Annotated in this window: 4 protein-coding genes; all 4 read right to left on the minus strand. The window is 32.6% G+C overall.

Translation table 11 applies throughout. The features are described 5' to 3' along the window. On the minus strand, positions 1 to 666 hold a 666-nt coding region (locus AB8B65_RS11160; RefSeq protein WP_405301082.1), incomplete at its 3' end, for an alpha/beta hydrolase. Between the two features lie 39 nt (positions 667 to 705). Beyond that, entirely contained in the window at positions 706 to 1,242 is a 537-nt protein-coding gene (locus AB8B65_RS11165) for a hypothetical protein (protein WP_405301084.1), read from the minus strand. Positions 1,243 to 1,257: 15 nt separating this feature from the next. After that, positions 1,258 to 2,160 (minus strand): ExbD/TolR family protein, encoded by a 903-nt coding sequence (locus AB8B65_RS11170; RefSeq protein WP_405301086.1) that lies wholly within the window; start codon positions 2,158 to 2,160, stop codon positions 1,258 to 1,260. 154 nt (positions 2,161 to 2,314) lie between these two features. Continuing rightward, the coding region (locus AB8B65_RS11175; protein ID WP_405301088.1) for an outer membrane beta-barrel protein at positions 2,315 to 2,953 on the minus strand (639 nt) is incomplete at its 5' end.

Below are 2,953 nucleotides of genomic sequence, written 5' to 3' on the forward strand. Positions count from 1 at the left end.
TACCGCATCGGGATTGAAATTGGCAATATTTCCTGCTTCGCGCAACGCTGCATCTGACACAAAACGCAATCCAAAACCACCTAACATTTTCTTTTTGTAATCGTATACAATTTGATCTAAATCGGCAAACGTACTTTCTATAATTCCGAATTCAATTCGTTTGTCATATTCTAATGCCTGAATTGCAATGGCGCCACCAAGAGAGTTTCCCCAAATTCCAATTTTTAATGCTGGATTTCGCTTTTTGATTTCATCTACAATGGCGGCAATGTCTTTTTTTTCATGAAAACCGTAGCTACAATATTTTCCGCCACTTTCGCCATGCGCTCTTCCATCAAAAATTACAGAAGCAATTCCGTTTGTCGCCAAGTTTCCCGCAAGGTTTAAAAAGTGTTCTTTACAACCACCAATTCCATGAATGAGAATCATGATTCCTTCAGGTTGTTGTGTTTTTGGTTGAATGTAATACCCTTTTAACGCAATACTGTCTTTAGTGGTTATTGTGAGTGTTTCACTTTGCAAACCAAGCTGTTTTGGCGTAATGTCAAGATTGATTTTTTGTGGTTGAATAATTGCATACGGCGCTACATGAATGGTAAGAATGTATCCTAAAATTCCGATAATGAATAGCAATATAGCAGCTATTATGAGTAGCTTTTTTTTCATCTATTTTTTCTCTAAAATTGCAACTTCTTCAATGAAGCTTCATTTTTTTTTGCTGGCAGCATTGAATTTATCAATGAGTGAAAATGTAAGGTATTTGTAGAAAGCATGTTCAAAATCTTTGGCTTCAAAGATTTCTAACATCTTACTAGTTAAGTCGGTAATTTTTTGATTTTTTCCAGAAGAAGAAAGTGTAATAATTTTTTCAAGTTTTGAGTTTTTAAAGTTTGGATTTTTCAATATACTATCCATACAAATTGAATACTTTTTGACATTTTTTGAATCCAATAATGTACTTACAACATAATCACTAAGTCCAAAACTTGCGACTCTTCCATCAATGGAAGTTCGTATGTTTTTGTATAATGTTATGTAATTTTTTCCGCTTGTACCTTCTAAAACTTCTGCATTGATTAGTGTTTGTTCTGCCTTTTGTATGAGCGATTTAAACTTTGTACCGTTATCATCAAATAAACTGCACATACAGTTCATGTAGTCAGTTTCTAATTGTTTGTTATTTTGCGCTGTTGTTTGGATAGCCATCAACAATACAAACGCACCGAGTATTGATTTTATCATAGTATTTATTTTTTCTTAGTCTTTGATTCGGAATGGGTATATTTTTCTGATTTCCTCTTGTTGTTTTTCTTCTAATTCTTTGAATGGACGCTTGTATGTTTCTAATGCCTTTTCATTTCTAACCACTTCAAATCCAGCAGCTACCTCATTTTGAACTTTAATATATTCAGCATACTCAGTTGCGATATTTGTTTGAAGAATAACTATATTTTTTGATTCGTATTGCTTTACATAAGATATGACTCTTTTTTGCAATTTTTCCACAGCCATTTTTTCTCCATTTACAGTTAATTGCTGATTTTCATCAATTCTTACAGTTAGTGCATTTTTAAGTTGTTCATCCGTAAGTTTTTCTTCTGCTACTTCTGGTAATGTCTGCGGAATAATACTTACTTGATTCATGCTTTCAATCATTGTAAATGTTGTCATTTTGTAATAATCGTGTTCAAAATCTTTTGAGTCTAATATTTTTAGAATGTCTTCTTTTAAATCGCCTTCGTATTGATCTAATGATTGTATGAGAAACATCATTTTTGAAAGTTTCGATTTTTCAAATGATGGAGATTGAAACACATTTTCCAGGCAACTTGCTACTTTAGGATCGCTTAACACACTCGCTACTCCTGCCATGTAACTGGCAACACCTAAATCTTTTAGATTTTCATCAAACATATTATCTAGCTTACTGTAAAGTACTATATAACTTTCGCCACTTGCGTCTTTTAAATAGTTGAGTTCAATGAGTTTTTGTTCTGCCTTTTTGAGTTTTTCTTTAAATTTTGCACCATTTTCCGGCAATCCTTGATATACACAATTCATAAAATTGGTTTCCGTTTCTAGCGTATTTTTTTGACTAAAAACTGTCATTGAATTTGATAATATGATGAGACAGACAAGTGATTTTAGTATGTTTTTCATGTGCAATTTTTCTGTTTGACGGTACTTTTTAATGATTCGTTACATTTTTTTTCGTTAAACGTAAATATAAGATTTATTCAGACACCAATTTAAGCGTAAAAAAAAAGCTTCTGAATATTCTTCAGAAGCTTTTTTATGTAATTGTGTACGTTATTTAATCGATCATAAAGTTGTTTTTCTTTCCGCCTATTTTACTGATTTTATATGTAAAACCTAGCATAAAATAACGTTGCAATACTGTACTTTGCGAATCCTGTATAAAATCTGCGGTAACGCTTCTTCTGGTATTTATATTTTGATCTAACAAGTCATACGCCGTAAGCTTTATAGTTCCTTTGTCTTTGAGCACTTTTACACCTAAACTCATGTTCCAAAATAAGGCACCACGCTCAAAACCTGGCGCCACATTACTTTGATATGTGTAACGCAAATCGTTTCCAAATACGATATTTTTTGGCCAATATGTTGTGGTTTTTAAACCTACATTATGATTTTGAAATGTCTCATTATTCAAATTGTCCAAACTGTAACGAACTGTATTTAAAGCAAGTGAATAACGTGGCTCTATTTCTATTAATTCTTTGTAGTTATACGTCATTCGTACACTTGGTGTAATTGTGTTTCGCTTGGTCGCAAATTTAACGCCGTTGGTAAAGTTGAATTCTTTATTAGCGTTTGCATACATACCTACTCTGAAACGAAGTGATGTGCTATCGCGCTTAATTGTTTTACTAAACGATGTTCCTCCACTAGCTCTGTAAATTCCATCTACATTGGTAAAAGTAGTGGTTCG

The sequence above is a fragment of the Kordia sp. genome (genome assembly GCF_045105435.1).
Lineage (GTDB): Bacteria > Bacteroidota > Bacteroidia > Flavobacteriales > Flavobacteriaceae > Kordia.

Coding starts and splice junctions, on each gene's coding strand:
- AB8B65_RS11165 (WP_405301084.1), bottom strand. CDS start 1,242: ATGATAAAATCAATACTCGGTGCGTTTGTATTGTTGATGGCTATCCAA.
- AB8B65_RS11170 (WP_405301086.1), bottom strand. CDS start 2,160: ATGAAAAACATACTAAAATCACTTGTCTGTCTCATCATATTATCAAAT.